Origin of the sequence: Candidatus Allofournierella merdipullorum (assembly GCF_048426865.1) — a bacterium.
Taxonomy (GTDB): Bacteria; Bacillota; Clostridia; order Oscillospirales; family Ruminococcaceae; genus Allofournierella_A; species Allofournierella_A merdipullorum.
The window spans coordinates 1-15,327 of sequence record NZ_DBFNWJ010000028.1; the positions used below are offsets into that span (position 1 = coordinate 1).

The following is a 15,327-nucleotide window of genomic DNA, read 5'->3' on the forward strand; positions in this document are numbered from 1 at the left end:
TTTTTGTATATCGAAAACCACTCGCTAGGCGAGTGGTTCAAAAGAAGACTAATGTCGATAATGGAAAAAGAAAAACTCCCTTTGCTATACTGGGAGTGCGGTCTGCCAACTGCACAAGCAAGCAAAGGGAGGTCATTCAAAAATGAACGACGTAAATAGTTTATCGCATACCAGTTGGAATTGCAAATATCATGTGGTGTTCGCACCAAAATACAGGAGGAGAGTGTTCTTCGGAGAGAAAAGAAGAGAAATTGGAAGCATCCTGAGAACGCTATGTAATTGGAAAGGGATCAAGATCATCGAAGCGGAGGTGTGCCCGGACCACATCCACATGCTGATCGAGATACCGCCAAAGATAGCGGTAGCAAGTTTCAAGGGGTACCTAAAAGGAAAGAGTAGCCTGATGCTGTACGAGAAGTTTCCGGAGCTAAAATATACATACCGGAACCGGGACTTCTGGTGCCGCGGGTACTACGTGGACACTGCAGGAACAAATGCAAAGAAGATACAGGAGTACATCCAACGTCAGTACGAGCAGGACAAAGCAGGAGAGCAGCTGACCATGCCGAACTTCTAAGGAGCCCGTTTACGGGCGGCAAGTAACAGAACCTTCGCGGCTGGCAGACCGTACTTGCGCGACGTGACGCGCATGCTAGTATTCTAGGGCTATGCCCGCATGTGAAAAACCCCCGGCTTTGCCGGGGGATATTTATTTGCGCCCTTTTGCAGGGCGCGACGCTCAGTGCTCGTCCCCGTCCAGGAAAGGCTTCACCAGCCGCTCAAAAATGACGCTCTCCCGCATCAGCGCCAGCCCCTGAGTTTCGTCTCCAAGCACCAGAAGCCGGTCACCGGGGCCAATGCCAAAGATTTTGCGGGCGGCGGCGGGAAGAATGATCTGCCCTTTTTCGCCAATAGTGACCACTCCGAAGATGTGCTTGCCTCGGGGCGGTACGCCAAACCCCTCCACGGTGCATTCGTAGTTTGCCAGATCGTCCAGCGTTACACCGAACACATCCGCCAGGGCGGCGGCCCGTTCCAGATCGGGCATGGATTCGCCGCTTTCCCACTTGGAGAGGGTTTGGCGGGAGACGTTTACCTTTTCCGCCAATTCTTCCTGCGAGAGGCCATTCAATTTGCGCAGTTGGCAAAGGTTATCCCGAAACATGGCGTTTCTCCTTTCGCTTGCCCAGAACGCACCATCGCAACACCGGCGTTCTGGAGATGAGGGCATTCAAACCGTACCCGCCGCCGAAGGCGGCCGCTGCCGCCAGCAGATAGCAGACCCAGGCGGGCAGATGAAAAAAACGGTCCATAGCCCAGGCCACGGCGGCCAGGGGCAGATAGTGAAGCACATATAGCCCGAAACTGCGCCGCCCCAGCCAGGCGGCCAAGGGACCTGTCCTGTCGCCCCAGCGCTTCATGGCAGCGAAGGCCGCCAACGCCGCCGCCCATGCAAAGGCAATGGCCAGCGGGCTGTTCACTGCCGGCGGCGCGGCGTAGTTTTGCCCAAAACAGCGCAGGGTGTAGGCCGTGCCCAGCGCCAGCGCCGCAGTGCAGAAGGGCAGGGGATGAGCGGCAAGACGCTCGACCACCGCTTCGTGGGCAAAGATGAAATAGCCCAGCAAAAAAGCAAAAGCATAGATGCCAAAGCGGTAGACTGCAATATAGGGGGCATTCAACACTTGGGCTGCAGCCCAGAGGGGCAGACCCAGCGTCACCAGGGAAAGAGGGCCCAATCGCCCGCAGAACCGGTAAAGGCGCCCTGTTTCAAACCGACGCAGCAGGACCAGAACCATGGAGAAAAGCCAGAGCATCTGGGCAAACCACAAAACGCCGCAGCCGGACGCCGCCATGATGAGCCAGAGCACCGGGGCGGGCAGGAGCGGCAGGGTGTCAAAAGCCCCGGCCAGCGCCATGTTGAAACCGCCCAGCACCCACTGAAAGACCAGAAGCCCCAGCGTGGAGGGGACCAGCAGCTTTTCGGTGCGGCGCACGGCAAAAAATTTAGGGGTTTGCTGTTCCAGTGAAAGGCGGGCGCTGACGCCTGACACCATGAAAAGCAGCACCATGAACCATGGGTAAAGCAGGTACTGCACTGCATCCTGTGGCTGCACCGGGGCAAAGGGCCCAACCACCCCGGCGGTAATGACGCCGTTGTACATATAGATGACGTGATAGAAAACCACCAGCAGAACGGTGGCCCAGCGAAGATTGTCCAGATAATGCCGGCGCATATGCTTCCCGCCTTTGAAAAAGATTTTAGCACATTTTATCACGGCCCACCAGCCGCTTCCACCAACCAAACGCGGCATAAAAATACCCGATATGTTAAAAATCGTGGCACATCGGCAGAGGTTACAATCCCGCCTGGTTTTGCTTGACTTTGACACCCCCGCCTTTATAATTAAAGGTGTGTACGCCCTGCCCGCACACGCGGCGCGGGCGGCTGTTTTGCGCAAAACGACCCCCGCCCGCCGCCTTTGCGGCCGGGCGATGAAACATCAGAGAGGCAACGCCATGAACCAGACATCCGCCGCGCCCCACCCCGTTCTGGGGGTGCTGGGCGGCATCGGGCCGATGAGCACCGTCTATTTTTATGAGATGATCACCGCCCACACCCTGGCTGAAAAGGACCAGGACCACCTGGACATCGTCATCAGCAGCCGGGCCACTACCCCGGACCGCAGCGCTTACATCCTGGGCGAAAGCAACGACGACCCCTTCTCGGTGATGGAGCGGGACGCCGAAATGCTGGTGCGCTACGGCGCCACCGTGCTGGCCATCCCCTGCAACACCGCCCATTATTTCTACGACCGGCTGCAGCGCAGCCTGCCGGTGCCGGTGCTGAACATGATTCAGCTCACCGTGCGCACCGCCAAGGCGGGCGGCTGCCAAAAGCTGGGCATCCTGGCCACCAGCGGCACGGTGGCCAGCTGTTCCTACCAGCGCATGTGCGCGGCGGAGGGCATCGGCTGCGCCGTGCCCAGCGAGGCCGACCAGGCCGCGCTGATGAACACCATCATCTACGGCCAGATCAAGAGCGGCAAGCCGGTGGACCTGGAGCTGTTCGGCCGCATCGCCGACGGCCTCAAAGCCCAAGGGTGCCAGAAGGCGGTGCTGGGCTGCACCGAGCTGAGCCTCATCAAGCGGGACTACGGCCTGGACGATTTCTTCATCGACAGCACCGAGGTGCTGGCCAAAGCCACCATCGAGGCCTGCGGCAAGACCCCTGTGGGCTTTGACTTCTGAGCCGGAAGGGAGGCGCTCTCTGTGACCGAGCTGGAAAAGAACATGCAGCTGCTGCACACGGGCGATCTGTACGTCTGCAACTCGCCGGAGATGTTCCGGCTGCAGATGGAGTACCGCTCGCTCATCCAGCAGTACAACCAGATGGACCCCCGGGACATGGACGGCCACACCGCCCTGCTGCCCCGCATCTTTGCGGAGGTGGGGGAGGGCTGCTTCATCGAGCCGCCCTTTAACGCCAACTGGGGATGCTTCACCCACCTGGGCAAAAACGTCTACGCCAACTTCAACCTCACCCTCACCGACGACACCCATATTTACATCGGCGACGATGTGATGATCGGCCCCAACGTGACCATCACGGCGGCCACCCATCCCCTGCACCCGGCGCTGCGCCGCAAGGGCCTGCAGTATAATAAATCCGTCACCATCGGCGCAGGCACGTGGATCGGCGCGGGCAGCATCATCCTGCCGGGCGTTACCATCGGGGAGAACGCCGTCATCGGCGCGGGCAGCATCGTCACCAAGGATATCCCGGCGGGCGTGCTCGCCGTGGGCAGCCCCTGCCGTGTGGTGCGCCCCATCGGCGAGGAGGACCGCCTGGCCTACGACCACGGCCGTCCCGTCCCGCCCGAATTCTTGTGATTCCGCGGCCGTTTCATTCGCGGCCGCGTTATGAAAGGAAGTAAGACCCATGAACGAGAAAAACACCTACTACATCACTACCCCCATCTACTATCCCAGCGACAAGCTGCACATCGGCCACAGCTACACCACCGTGGCCTGCGACGCGCTGGCCCGCTTCAAGCGGATGCAGGGTAAAAAGGTGATGTTCCTCACCGGCACCGACGAGCACGGCCAGAAGATCCAGGACAAGGCCGCGGCCGCGGGCGTGACCCCCAAGCAGTATGTGGACAACATCGTGGAGGGCGCGGGCGGCGTGAAGGACCTGTGGAAGCTGATGAACATCAGCTACGACCGGTTCATCCGCACCACCGACGACTACCACATCGCCAGCTGCCAGAAAATCTTCCAGAAGCTGTATGACCAGGGCGACATCTACAAGAGCGTCTACAAGGGCCATTACTGCAAGCCCTGCGAGAGCTTCTGGACCGACAGCCAGCTGAAGGACGGCAAGTGCCCCGACTGCGGCGGCGACGTCTACGAGGCCGAGGAGGAGGCTTACTTCTTCAAGACCGGCAAATACGCCGACCGGCTGCTGAAATACTACGAGGGCCATCCCGCCTTCATCCAGCCCGAGACCCGCAAGAACGAGATGATCGCCTTCATCAACCAGGGCCTGCAGGACACCTGCGTCTCCCGCACCTCGGTCTCCTGGGGCATCCCCGTTCCCTTCGACCCCAAGCACACCATGTATGTTTGGGTGGATGCGCTGAGCAACTACATCTCCGCGCTGGGCTACGGCAACGATCAATACAATGACTACGACGCCTTCTGGCCCGCCGACCTGCACATGGTGGGCAAGGAGATTTTGCGCTTCCACACCATCCTCTGGCCCGCCATGCTGATGGCGCTGGACCTGCCCCTGCCCGAGAGGGTGTTCGGCCACGGCTGGCTGCTGCTGGACGGCGGCAAGATGAGTAAGTCCAAGGGCAACGTGGTGGACCCGGCGGTGCTCTGCGAGCGCTACAGCGTGGACGCCATCCGCTACTTCCTGCTGCGTGAAATCCCCTTCGGCAACGACGGCGTGTTCTCCAACGAGGCCCTCATCGCCCGCATCAACTCCGATCTGGCCAACGATCTGGGCAACCTGCTCAGCCGCACGGTGGCCATGGCGGAGAAGTACTTCGGCGGCACCCTGCCCGCTGAGCGTGCCGCCGGCGAGTTCGACGATGATCTCGTCAAGACGGTGAGCGAGATGCCCGCCAAGGTGGCCGCCTGCATGGACGACCTGCTCATCCCCCAGGCCCTGCAGGAGGTGTTCAAGGCCATCCAGCGGGCCAACAAGTACATCGACGAGACCGCGCCCTGGGCTCTGGCCAAGGACGAGGCCAACCGTGACCGTCTGGCCATGGTGCTGTACAACCTGTGCGAGGCGCTGCGCTTCGCCACCGTGCTGCTGGCTCCCTTCCTGCCCGAAACCGCCGACAAGATGGCCGAGCAGCTGGGCCTCTCCGACGCCGACCGCGCCTGGGGTGACCTGCGCTTTGGCGGCAAGGCGGACTACACCGTGCACAAGGGCGACGCCCTCTTCCCCCGCATCGACGCGGCGAAGGAGCTGGCGGAGCTGGCTGCGGCCCACGAGGCCCAGGTGAAGGCCGCCCAGGAGAAGGCTGCCGCTGCCGAAAAGGCCGCCGCGCCCGCCCCTGCCGCTGCCGAGAACATCGAGCATCAGCCGGAAGTCTCCTTCGACGACTTCTGCAAGGTGGAGCTGCGGGTGGCCCAGGTGCTCACCTGCGAGACCCTGCCCGAGAGCAAGAAGCTGTTGAAGATGACCCTGTTCGACGGCGAGCGTGAGCGCACCATTCTCTCCGGCATCGCCAAGTGGTACAAGCCGGAGGACCTCATCGGCCGCAAGGTGGGCATCGTGGCCAACCTCGCCCCCCGCCCGATGATGAAGGGCAAGTATGTGAGCGAGGGCATGGTGATGGCCGCCGATATGCCGGACGGCGGCGCTTCGGTGGTCTTCTTCCCCGACGACGTGCTGCCCGGCAGCGCCATCCACTGATGGCCGGCCCCATCTTCGACAGCCACGCCCACTACCAGAGCCATCAGTTCGACGGCGACCGCGGGGCCCTTTTGCAGAGCCTGCCCGCCGCCGGAGTGGCGGGGGTGGTGGAGTGCGCCACCGATTTCGCCACCAGCAAAGGCGCGCTGGAACTTGCCGCCGCGTGGCCCTTCGTGTGGGCGGCGCTGGGCATCCACCCGGAGAGCCTCATCGAGGAGGACGCCTCCACCAACACCCAGTTTTCCGGCGACTGGAAGGCGGAACTGGCCGCCATCGCTCCGCTGCTGGCGGAAAAGAAAGCGGTGGCGGTGGGGGAGATAGGCCTGGACCACCACTGGCCCGTCCCCAAAGACGCCCAGCTGGAACTGTTCGAGGCCCAGATACGCCTTGCGCTGGAACTGGACAAGCCGGTCATCGTCCATGACCGGGAAGCCCACGCCGACACCTACGCGCTTTTGAAAAAGTACCGCCCCAAAGGGGTGCTCCACTGCTTTTCCGGCTCGGCGGAGGACGCCGCCTGGCTCACCGCCCAAGGGATGTACATCGGCTTTGGCGGCGCGGCCACTTTCAAAGGGGCCAAGCGGGCGGTGAAGGCCGCCGCCGTCGTCCCCCCGGACAAGCTTCTGCTGGAGACCGACTGCCCCTACATGGCCCCCGAACCCTGCCGGGGCCGCCGGTGCGATTCCTCCCTCATCGCCCACACCGCCGCCTTCCTGGCCGAGGTGCGGGGGGAGGAGACCGAGCGCCTGCTGGAAACCACCTGCCAGAACGCCCGGGCCCTCTTTGGCCTCGGCTGAACCAACCCAAAACAAATTTTAAGGAGAGAATCACCCATGAAAGCACGTCTTCCCAAACGCCACGAGTATGTCATCAGCTTCCCCGAAGGCACCGATGCCGCCCGCAACGACGAGGCCTGGGACAAGCTGAACCAGATCCTGGAGGACTACAAGAAGGCCCACAACGGCAACAGCGTCTATGAGCCCACCTTCATCCATGACACCGAGGAGCAGGTGAAGGCCCTGCAGGCGGAGTACGGCTTCGAGTACACCATCGAGGAAAAGTAAGTTCTGCAACAAAAGCGCCCCTTACCATCGCGGAAAGGGGCGCTTTTTTATGTTGGATTTCAGTCGAACACGCCCGCCATCACATGGCTGTTCAAAAACGCGGCAAAGCGGTCGTATTCTTCTTCGGTGAGGGCAGCGGGGCTGCTCATGACCACAAGGTCGTGGCCCGCTGCGCCCCGGCGGTAAGGCGGATGCAGGTGGGCAAAGGGGTTTTCGGCAAAGCCGCAGCGCTCGTAAAAGCCCTTTCTGCGGCGGGAAACTTCGTCCCGGGGCGGGTCAATCTCCAGAATGACCGGCTTGCCCTTGGCCTGCAACAGTTCCAGCGCCCGGCTGCCGAAGCCCATGCCCCGCAGCTGAGGCAGAACGCAGAAGTGCTCCACATAAAAGAAGTCCGGCTGCTCCCAGTAAAGGATGAGGCCCGCGAAGGCGCCCTCCGCCCACAGCAGGTCGAAGTGGTAGGCTTCGTCGCCCAGGATGCGCCGCTGGGAGGCGTCCAGCCGCTGCTCGTGCACCGGGAAGCTGATGCCGTACAGCTCCCTGGCGGGGGCGAACAGCGGGCTTTCGGGGTCGGTGAGGCGTTTCAATTCCATAAACAGCACCTCACAGCAGCGTCTGGCCGTTCACTTCCAGCCGGAAGGAGAGCTGGAAATACTCTGCCGCCTTGCGGCACAGGAGCATCCGCTCCAGAAAAATCTCGAAATAATCTATCACCGGGCAGACGGCGGTGTCCAGCTGGATGCGCAGGGTCAGGGTCTTCTGCTCCTTGTCCAGTTCCAGGTCCGAGCGCTCCACCGCCCAGTTCACCCGGTCGTGGATGTCGAAGCGGATGGTGTCCCGGTTGCGCACCCGGCTGCGGCGCACGTCGGTCTTGTCCGCCAGGATGAGCGCCGCCGCTACCCCGTTCACCGGGAAAGCGGTGCCCTCGTCGTGGTTGCCGATGGCCGTCACCACCAGCGCCGTGTCGGCGGGAGGCATACCCATCTTGTCCAGAATGCGGAAGGCCATCACCGCGCCGCTCTGGGCGTGGTCCACCCGGTTCACCAGGTTGCCGATGTCGTGCATGTAGCCGGCGATGCGGGCCAGCTCCACCTGCCGCTCGTCCGCACCCAGCTGTTCCAGCAGATGGCTGGCCACCGTCGCGCAGCGGGTCACATGGGCAAAGGAATGCTCGGTGTAGCCCAGGGCGATCAGCGAGGCGTCCGCCTGCTGGATGTAGGTGTTGATCTCGGCGCTGTGGCGCACCATCTCATAGGTCACGGGCAGACTGGACATGGGTTCCTCCGTTCGATGTTTGTTGTTACAGCGTGGGCTTGAAGCTGACGAACTGGCGCAGCGGGCTGCCGATCAGCGGACGGCACCACTCCACAAAGGCGTCGGTGACGTCGCAGCCGTCGGCGCTGATGTATTCGTCGGGCATTTTGCGCTCGTAGAGCATCACCTGCTCCACAGGGATGAGGAAGGTCTCCACCTGATACACGGGGCCGGGCACCCGGCGCAGACCCACCATCACGCCGTTTTCGCCGGCCAGAGCGGCCCGGGCCGCCTCGGCGCCCACCAGCACCGCCTCGTCCCGGTCGGTCTCGGACTGGAAGGCAATGGAGGCGCGGTTGCTGATGCCGGGCTTTTCGCTGCGGGCCTTGATGCCCAGCTTCTTGATGACCAGATTGGCCAGATGGGCGCTCACGTCGCCGTAGTAGGTGGCGCGGCCCACCTGGAAGATGGGCTTCACGATGGGCTTGCCGTCGGGGCCGGTGAGGCCCTCGCTGGCCACCACGACCACGCCGCCCTTTTTGCGGCGAAGGTCGCTCACCTTCTCCAGGAATTCCTCCTCGATGAAGGGGCGCTCGGGCAGGTAGATGAGGTCGGGGCCGTCGCCGTTTCCGGTGCGGGCCAGGGCGCTGGCGGCGGTCACCCAGCCGGCGTTGCGGCCCATGGCCTCGATGACCGACACATGAATGGGCAGGCTGCGCACGTCCTGGCTGATCTCGCTGGTGATGCCGGCGATGAACCGGGCGGCGGAGCCGAAGCCGGGGGCGTGGTCGGTCACGGCGATGTCGTTGTCCACGGTCTTGGGAATGCCCACCACCCGCACGTCCACGCCGGCGGCCACGCAGGCTTTGAACAGCTTGCCGCAGGCGTCCATGCTGCCGTTGCCGCCGTTGAACAGCACCCAGCGGATGTTGTGCTTGCGGCAAATCTCGGCCATGGCGGCGTAGTGCTCCGGCTCCAGCGCGTCGCGGCTGGTGCCGATGGCGGAAGCGGGGGTCTGCAGCAGCAGCTTCAGACGCTCTTCCGGCACGGCGGACAGGTCGCAGAACTGCTCCTTCAGCATGCCGCCGGTGCCGCCCACGGCGCCCAGCACCTTTTCCACTTCCGGGTGCTTTTTGGCTTCGGTCACCGCGCCGTACAGCGAGGAGTTGATGACGGCGGTGGGGGCGCCGCCGTGAACGATCAGAAGGTTGCCTTGTTTCATGGTGGTCTTTCCTTTCTGTGTACCTTTTTATTATAGGCCCCGGCAAGGGGGATGTAAAACAAGAAGTTTGTAAAATCCGCGGCGAACGTTGCGCAACCCGCCGGCGGCTGGTATAATATTTTTCACGCGGGCCCCGCGCCTGCCAGAGCAACTTAGGATTTTAGGCTCGCCGCACCGTTTTGCAACGGGCGGTCACACCGTCGGGAACTGGCAGGGCCGGGCGGTCAAAATCTAACTGCCGGAGTGTGTAATCATGTCAACGCGTAAACTCGTCCGCTGCGGCCTCGTGGCCGCCCTCTATGTGGTGCTGTGCATGGCGCTGCAGCCCCTCTCCTTCGGCGCGGTGCAGATCCGCTTTGCCGAAGCGCTGGTGCTGCTGCCGGTATTCGGCGCGGAGTACATCGCCGCCGCCGTGCTGGGGTGCTTCTTGTCGAACCTGCTGGGTTCGGTGCTGCCGGACGTCATCTTCGGCACCCTGGCCACCCTGCTGGCCTGCCTTGTAACTTACAAGCTGCGCAATTTCCGGGTGCGGGGTCTGGCCCTGCCCGCGGCTGTGCCGCCGGTTTTATTCAACGCCCTCATTGTCGGGCCGGAAATCGCCATCTTTTTCTCCGACACGCCCGCCACCCTGCCGCTGATGGTCTGGAACGGAGCCACCGTCGCCCTGGGCGAAGCGGTGGCCTGCGGCGTGCTGGGCGTGGCGCTGGTGAAGCTCATTGAATCCAACCCCGCCCTGCGCAAACTGTTCACCGAGTGAATTTTTCCCGAAGGAGGTTTTGGCCATGAAGCCCCGCTGCCTGATCTGGGACTGGAACGGCACCCTGCTGGATGACCTTCAGCTGTGCCTCGGTCTGCTGAACGAGCTGCTGGAACAAAACGGCAGCCCGAACCGCTACGATTTGGCGGGCTATCGGGAGATCTTCGGCTTCCCGGTGGTGGACTACTACCGGCGAGCGGGCCTTGACCTCTCAAAACGCAGCTTTGAATCGCTGGCGGCGGACTATGTGGCCCGCTACAATCCCGAAAGTTTTGCCTGTTCCCTGTGCCCCGGCGCGGCCGATGCTCTGGCCGCACTGAAATCCGCCGGGGTGCGGCAGGTCATCCTCTCGGCCAGCGAGCTGACGCTGCTGAAAGCCCAGACGGAGCATCTGGGCGTGGCCGGGTACTTCGACGAACTGCTGGGCCAGACCGACTACTACGCCCACGGCAAACTGGCCGTCGGCAAAGAGTGGATGGCCCGCCAGAACTTTGACCCCGCCGAAGCGGTGCTGGTGGGAGACACCCTCCACGACGCGGAGGTGGCGGCGGGCCTTGGCGCGAAATGCGTGCTCTGCGCCGCCGGCCACCAGAGCCGGGAACGGCTGCTCACGGCGGGCGTGCCGGTCATCGGCACCCTGACCGAGCTGCCGGCGCTGCTGGGCCTCTAAATGCCCATTTTCATGATACCAGCCTTCGGGCAATAAAAAAAGGTGGAAATTTCCTCATACGGAATTCCACCTTTTTTCATTTAAAGCTCAATGCGGTACCGGCGGGTGACGCGGGGCTTGCCGTCGATGACGTCGTCCAGCTTATCCACCAGAACGCCGCCGTTCTTTTCAATGACCCGGGCGGAGCCGGTGTTGCCGTCGGCGCAGGTCAGCAGCACCCAGGAAAGGCCCAGCGTCCCCCGGGCGTAGTCCAGCGCGCCGGCCAGCAGCCGGGTGCCCAGCCCCTGCCCCCAGCGGTCCGCCCGGACGGCATAGCCGATGTGGCCGCCGAACCGCTCCAGCGCAGGGGTCAGCCGGTGACGGATGGAAACCTCGGCCAGGAACTCATCTCTGTCCACCAGCCACAGGCTGGTGCAGGGCACATAGCCCGCCGGCAGGTTTCGCCCGGCGCGGTAGTCCTCAAACCGGGCAAACAGCCCGGCGGGGCAGTTTTCCGCGCCGCCGAAAAAGCAGGTGGGCGAAAGCCCCGCGCGGGCATATCCCTCAATGGCCTGCCGGTAGGAGGTCTCGCAGGCGGGGCAGGGAAGAATGAGCTCCATCGCATGTCACCTCGCAGAAAAGCATCTTTGAGGCCATTCTATCACCCGTGCCCTGCGCCCGCAAGCCCTTTACGCCACGAAGAAGAACACCGCGGCGAAGTGGCAGGCGCTGCCCGCCAGAATGAACAGATGGAACAATTCGTGAAAGCCCCAGCGCTCGCTCAAATTGGGCCACTTGAGCATATAGAGCACCGCCCCCAGCGAGTAGCACACGCCGCCGGCGGCCACAAGGCCAAGGCAGGCCGCGGGCATGGCCGCAAAGGCGGGCAGGTCCACCACGATGGCCCAGCCCAAGGCAAGATACAAAAGGGTGCCCAGCCAGCGGGGCGCGTCCAGCCACAAAAGTTTCAGCAGGATGCCCGCCGCCGCCATCGCCCACATGGCCCCCAGGAACACCGGCAGCTTGGCCGGGTCCATGAACTTGACGCACAGCGGGGTGTAGCTGCCGGCGATGAGCACATAGATCATGGCGTGGTCCAGCTTGCGCAGCCGCCGCACCTTGGACGCCGCCCCCAGGGCGTAATGATAGATGCTGCTGGCGGAATAGAGCGCCACCAGCGACAACCCGAACAGCACCACCCCCGCCAGCACCATGCCGCCGGTGCCGTTGTGCAGGCTGCGCGCCGCCAGCGCCAGCGTGCCCAGGGCGCTGGCCAGCGCCCCCCAGAAATGGGTGTAGCTGCTCACAGGCTCCCGCCCCTTTTCAAAATACCGGCTCATAACGCCACCTCCGAAACCATAATATATAGTTTTTTATATTATATGATATTATCATTATAGCCATATTGTTCCCCGGGAACAAGGCTTTGATGAAAATTCACAAAAAAGTTTCATTTGCCGCCGGTGCGGCCCGGCGGGCGGCGAAAACCCCTCCGCCCCGCTCCACAAGCGGGTTTTCGACCCCTCGCGGCGTTGACAGGCCCCGGCTTTGTGATGTACTATATAAAATAGCGCACTGTGGGTTTTTGTGTGCAGATTACCGGGTGAAAGGGCCGCTGGGCCCGCCCGTTCAGATCGTGAGTGATATTATGTCTTTGATCGACAAACTGTTTGGCTCCTTCTCCGACAAGGAACTCAAGCGCATCCGCCCCATCGCCGACGCCGTGGTGGCCATGGAGCCGGAGATGGCCGCCAAGTCCGACGCCGAGCTGCAGGCCATGACTCCCGCTTTGAAGGAGCGGCTGGCCAAGGGCGAAAGCCTGGACGACATCCTGCCCACCGCCTTCGCCGTCTGCCGTGAGGCCAGCTGGCGTGTGCTGGGCATGAAGCACTTCCCGGTGCAGATCATGGGCGGCATCGTGCTGCACCGCGCCTGCATCGCGGAGATGAGCACCGGCGAAGGCAAAACCCTGGTGGCCACCCTGCCGGTCTACCTGAACGCCCTCACCGGCAAAGGCGTGCACGTGGTCACTGTCAACGACTACCTGGCCCGCCGCGACTCCGAGTGGATGGGCAAGCTCTACCGCTGGCTGGGCCTGTCGGTGGGCCTGATCGTTCAGGGCATCACCAACGAGCAGCGCCACGCCGCCTACAACGCCGACATCACCTACGGCACCAACAACGAGTTCGGCTTCGACTACCTGCGGGACAACATGGTGGTCTACAAGGAGAACATGGTGCAGCGGGGCCATTACTTCGCCATCGTGGACGAGGTGGACTCCATCCTCATCGACGAGGCCCGCACCCCCCTCATCATCAGCGGCAAGGGCGACGATTCCTCCAGCCTTTACCAGCAGGCGGACGCCTTCGCCCGCACCCTGAAGATGAGCAAGGTGGTGGAGCTGGACGAGAAAGAGGACCAGGACGCCCAGGTGGACGGCGACTATGTGGTGGACGAAAAGCACAAGACCGCCACCCTCACCGAGAGCGGCATCAAGAAGGCCGAGGCCTACTTCCATGTGGAGAACCTGGCCGACGGCGCCAACATGACCCTGGCCCACCACATCAACCAGGCCATCAAGGCCCGGGGCGTGATGAAGCGGGACATCGACTACGTGGTGCGTGACGGCGAGGTCATCATCGTGGACGAGTTCACCGGCCGTCTGATGATCGGCCGCCGCTACAACGAGGGCCTGCATCAGGCCATCGAGGCGAAGGAAGGCGTGCAGGTGGCCGCCGAGAGCAAGACCCTGGCCACCATCACCTTCCAGAACTACTTCCGCATGTACGAAAAGCTCTCCGGCATGACCGGTACCGCCAGCACCGAGGCGGACGAGTTCAGCGAAATTTACGGCCTGAACATCGTCACCGTGCCCACCAACAAGCCCTGCCAGCGCAAAGACCTGGCGGACAGCGTCTACAAGACCGTGGCCGGCAAGTACGACGCGGTGGTGCAGCAGGTGGTGGAGTGCCACGCCAAGGGCCAGCCCGTTCTGGTGGGCACCGTGAGCATCGAAAAGAGCGAGACCCTCAGTAAGCTGCTCAGCCGCAAGGGCATCAAGCACAACGTGCTGAACGCCAAGAACCACGAGAAGGAAGCCGAGATCGTGGCCCAGGCGGGCAAGAAGAACGCCGTCACCATCGCCACCAACATGGCGGGCCGCGGCACCGACATCATGCTGGGCGGCAACGCCGACTTCATGGCCAAGGCCGACCTGCGCAAGGAGGGCTTTGCCGAGGAGCTCATCGCCGAGGCGGACGGCCATGCCGACACCGACAACGAGGAGATCCTGGCCATCCGCGCCCGCTACGAGGAGCTGCTGAAAAAGCACAAAGCCCAGATCAGCACCGAGGCCGAGGAAGTGCGGGCCGCGGGCGGTCTGTTCATCATCGGCACCGAGCGCCATGAGAGCCGCCGTATCGACAACCAGCTGCGCGGCCGTGCCGGCCGTCAGGGCGACCCCGGCGCGTCCCGGTTCTTCCTCAGCCTGGAGGACGACCTGATGCGTCTGTTCGGCGGCGAGCGGGTGCAGAACCTGATGAACACTCTGGGCCTCGAGGACGACATGCCCATCGAGAACCGCATGCTCACCGGCACCATCGAGAGCGCCCAGAAGAAGCTGGAAGCCCAGAACTTCGGCATCCGTAAAAACGTGCTGCAGTTCGACGACGTGATGAACAAGCAGCGCGAGATCATCTACGGCCAGCGCCGCAAGGTGCTCAACGGCGAGGACCTGTCCGCCACCGTGCGCACCATGCTGGACGAGAACATCAAGGCCAGTGTGGAGAGCTTCTGCGCCGGCGAAGTGCCCGCCGACTGGGATTTCGCCGCCCTGCGCCGCCACTACCAGGGCTGGCTGACCCGCCCCACCGACTTCGTGTATTCGGAGGAGGAGCTGAAGGGCCTCACCCGCGACAAGGTGGCCCAGGTGCTGCAGGAGCGGGGCGCCGCCATTCTGGACGCCAAGGAGAAGCAGTACGGCTCGCCGGTGATGCGTGAGCTGGAGCGGGTGTGCCTGCTGCGCAACGTGGACACCAAGTGGATGGAGCACATCGACAACATGGACCAGCTGCGCCAGGGCATCTACCTGCGCAGCTACGGCCAGCGTGACCCGGTGGTGGAATACCGCATCGAGGGCTTCGAGATGTTCGACGCCATGGTGGACAGCATCCGCGAGGACACCGTGCGCATGCTGCTGACGGTGCAGATCCGCACCGAGCAGCCGGTGCAGCGCACCCAGGTGGCCAAGCCCACCGGCGACGCCGCCACCCCCGGCAAGGGCACCGTGAGCACCGGCAAGAACGGCCCGGTCAAGGCCGTGCGCATCGGCCGCAACGACCCCTGCCCCTGCGGCAGCGGCCTCAAGTGGAAAAAGTGCACCTGCAAAGAGTATCACCCCGACCTGTAACGCAACACGATAAAGGGCGGGCGCCGGCCATGGCCGGCGCC

At 63.1% G+C, this 15,327-nt stretch carries 15 protein-coding genes, 1 pseudogene and 1 riboswitch; of the genes and pseudogenes, 9 read left to right on the forward strand and 7 right to left on the reverse strand.

The annotated features are described in order from the left end of the window. Positions 1-142: 142 nt before the first annotated feature. Positions 143-603, forward strand: a pseudogene (gene tnpA, locus ACMNAY_RS04720) (IS200/IS605 family transposase). Between the two features lie 136 nt (positions 604-739). Here the strand turns inward: tnpA and ACMNAY_RS04725 are convergent. Further along, on the reverse strand, positions 740-1,165 hold the full coding sequence (locus tag ACMNAY_RS04725) for a helix-turn-helix domain-containing protein (protein ID WP_418718573.1): 426 nt from the start codon (positions 1,163-1,165) through the stop codon (positions 740-742). After that, positions 1,152-2,234 carry an acyltransferase family protein gene (locus ACMNAY_RS04730; protein ID WP_418718574.1) on the reverse strand — a complete coding sequence of 361 codons (1,083 nt, stop codon included), beginning with the start codon at positions 2,232-2,234 and terminating at the stop codon, positions 1,152-1,154. The genes ACMNAY_RS04725 and ACMNAY_RS04730 overlap by 14 nt, the downstream gene beginning before the upstream one ends. A 283-nt stretch (positions 2,235-2,517) precedes the next feature. Here ACMNAY_RS04730 and ACMNAY_RS04735 point away from each other — a divergent pair, with 283 nt between their 5' ends. Genes ACMNAY_RS04735 through ACMNAY_RS04755 form a run of 5 tightly spaced genes read left to right on the forward strand, consistent with a single transcriptional unit; the run spans position 2,518 to position 6,999 of the window. Beyond that, the gene (locus tag ACMNAY_RS04735; protein WP_418718575.1) at positions 2,518-3,249 is read left to right on the forward strand and encodes an aspartate/glutamate racemase family protein; all 732 of its coding nucleotides are present in this window, start codon (positions 2,518-2,520) and stop codon (positions 3,247-3,249) included. Positions 3,250-3,270: 21 nt separating this feature from the next. Continuing rightward, positions 3,271-3,891, forward strand: coding sequence for a sugar O-acetyltransferase (locus ACMNAY_RS04740; protein WP_418718576.1), 621 nt, complete (start codon positions 3,271-3,273; stop codon positions 3,889-3,891). A 49-nt stretch (positions 3,892-3,940) separates the two neighbouring features. Then, entirely contained in the window at positions 3,941-5,935 is a 1,995-nt protein-coding gene (gene metG / locus ACMNAY_RS04745) for a methionine--tRNA ligase (protein WP_418718577.1), read from the forward strand. Continuing rightward, positions 5,935-6,732, forward strand: a complete 798-nt coding sequence (locus tag ACMNAY_RS04750; protein ID WP_418718578.1) for a TatD family hydrolase — start codon at positions 5,935-5,937, stop codon at positions 6,730-6,732. Before metG ends, ACMNAY_RS04750 begins: the two co-directional genes overlap by 1 nt. Before the next feature lie 36 nt (positions 6,733-6,768). Continuing rightward, on the forward strand, positions 6,769-6,999 hold the full coding sequence (locus ACMNAY_RS04755; protein WP_418718579.1) for a methylenetetrahydrofolate dehydrogenase: 231 nt from the start codon (positions 6,769-6,771) through the stop codon (positions 6,997-6,999). 59 nt (positions 7,000-7,058) lie between these two features. On the opposite strand, the gene ACMNAY_RS04760 is transcribed toward ACMNAY_RS04755, so the two are convergent. The 3 genes from ACMNAY_RS04760 to ACMNAY_RS04770 are packed head-to-tail and all read right to left on the reverse strand — an operon-like array spanning position 7,059 to position 9,472. Then, positions 7,059-7,589 carry a GNAT family N-acetyltransferase gene (locus tag ACMNAY_RS04760; RefSeq protein ID WP_418718580.1) on the reverse strand — a complete coding sequence of 177 codons (531 nt, stop codon included), beginning with the start codon at positions 7,587-7,589 and terminating at the stop codon, positions 7,059-7,061. A 10-nt stretch (positions 7,590-7,599) separates the two neighbouring features. Further along, positions 7,600-8,271 (reverse strand): HD domain-containing protein, encoded by a 672-nt coding sequence (locus ACMNAY_RS04765; protein WP_418718581.1) that lies wholly within the window; start codon positions 8,269-8,271, stop codon positions 7,600-7,602. A 25-nt stretch (positions 8,272-8,296) separates the two neighbouring features. Further along, on the reverse strand, positions 8,297-9,472 hold the full coding sequence (locus ACMNAY_RS04770) for a diphosphate--fructose-6-phosphate 1-phosphotransferase (RefSeq protein WP_418718582.1): 1,176 nt from the start codon (positions 9,470-9,472) through the stop codon (positions 8,297-8,299). Positions 9,473-9,617: 145 nt separating this feature from the next. Beyond that, positions 9,618-9,716: riboswitch (PreQ1-III riboswitch) on the forward strand. 9 nt (positions 9,717-9,725) lie between these two features. Between ACMNAY_RS04770 and ACMNAY_RS04775 the strand changes: the two genes are divergently transcribed. Together ACMNAY_RS04775 and ACMNAY_RS04780 are read left to right on the forward strand one after the other, a co-directional pair. Beyond that, the gene (locus tag ACMNAY_RS04775) at positions 9,726-10,229 is read left to right on the forward strand and encodes a QueT transporter family protein (protein WP_418718583.1); all 504 of its coding nucleotides are present in this window, start codon (positions 9,726-9,728) and stop codon (positions 10,227-10,229) included. 25 nt (positions 10,230-10,254) lie between these two features. Continuing rightward, the gene (locus ACMNAY_RS04780; protein ID WP_418718584.1) at positions 10,255-10,899 is read left to right on the forward strand and encodes an HAD family hydrolase; all 645 of its coding nucleotides are present in this window, start codon (positions 10,255-10,257) and stop codon (positions 10,897-10,899) included. 80 nt (positions 10,900-10,979) lie between these two features. On the opposite strand, the gene ACMNAY_RS04785 is transcribed toward ACMNAY_RS04780, so the two are convergent. Together ACMNAY_RS04785 and trhA are read right to left on the reverse strand one after the other, a co-directional pair. After that, a complete protein-coding gene (locus tag ACMNAY_RS04785; protein WP_418718585.1) occupies positions 10,980-11,498 on the reverse strand; it encodes a GNAT family N-acetyltransferase in 519 nt (172 codons plus the stop codon). Between the two features lie 69 nt (positions 11,499-11,567). Then, the gene (trhA, locus tag ACMNAY_RS04790) at positions 11,568-12,218 is read right to left on the reverse strand and encodes a PAQR family membrane homeostasis protein TrhA (protein WP_394968224.1); all 651 of its coding nucleotides are present in this window, start codon (positions 12,216-12,218) and stop codon (positions 11,568-11,570) included. Positions 12,219-12,526: 308 nt separating this feature from the next. Here trhA and secA point away from each other — a divergent pair, with 308 nt between their 5' ends. After that, on the forward strand, positions 12,527-15,286 hold the full coding sequence (secA, locus tag ACMNAY_RS04795) for a preprotein translocase subunit SecA (protein WP_418718586.1): 2,760 nt from the start codon (positions 12,527-12,529) through the stop codon (positions 15,284-15,286). Positions 15,287-15,327: the final 41 nt, after the last annotated feature.